The following is a 220-nucleotide window of genomic DNA, read 5'->3' as shown; positions in this document are numbered from 1 at the left end:
GTCGGGATGGTGCTCTTCTCTGGCCACGGCAATGAATGGGGTGATCCCCAGTGCTTCGCAGGCTTCCACATTCTTTTCGCTGCAGTAACCCGTATCGGCCACCAGCGCTTCTATCGGTCCCAGTTGCGCTGTTTGCGCCTGGAGGGTTTCCAGCATGGGGATGACCTGTTCCTTGTCATTGGGGGCCTGACTGACCCCGGTGGCTACCACCAGCATCGTC

The 220-nt window shown here is 59.5% G+C and carries 1 protein-coding gene; it reads right to left on the bottom strand.

The genetic code is table 11. The features are described from left to right. A partial coding sequence (locus tag HAP95_RS06090; protein ID WP_215883403.1) for a transposase occupies positions 1 to 220 on the bottom strand: 220 nt, incomplete at both ends.

The sequence above is a fragment of the Acidithiobacillus sulfurivorans genome (genome assembly GCF_018853815.1).
GTDB lineage: Bacteria > Pseudomonadota > Gammaproteobacteria > Acidithiobacillales > Acidithiobacillaceae > Acidithiobacillus > Acidithiobacillus sulfurivorans.
The sequence above is the reverse complement of the archived record's forward strand: the minus strand, read 5'-3'. Positions and strand labels throughout refer to the sequence as shown.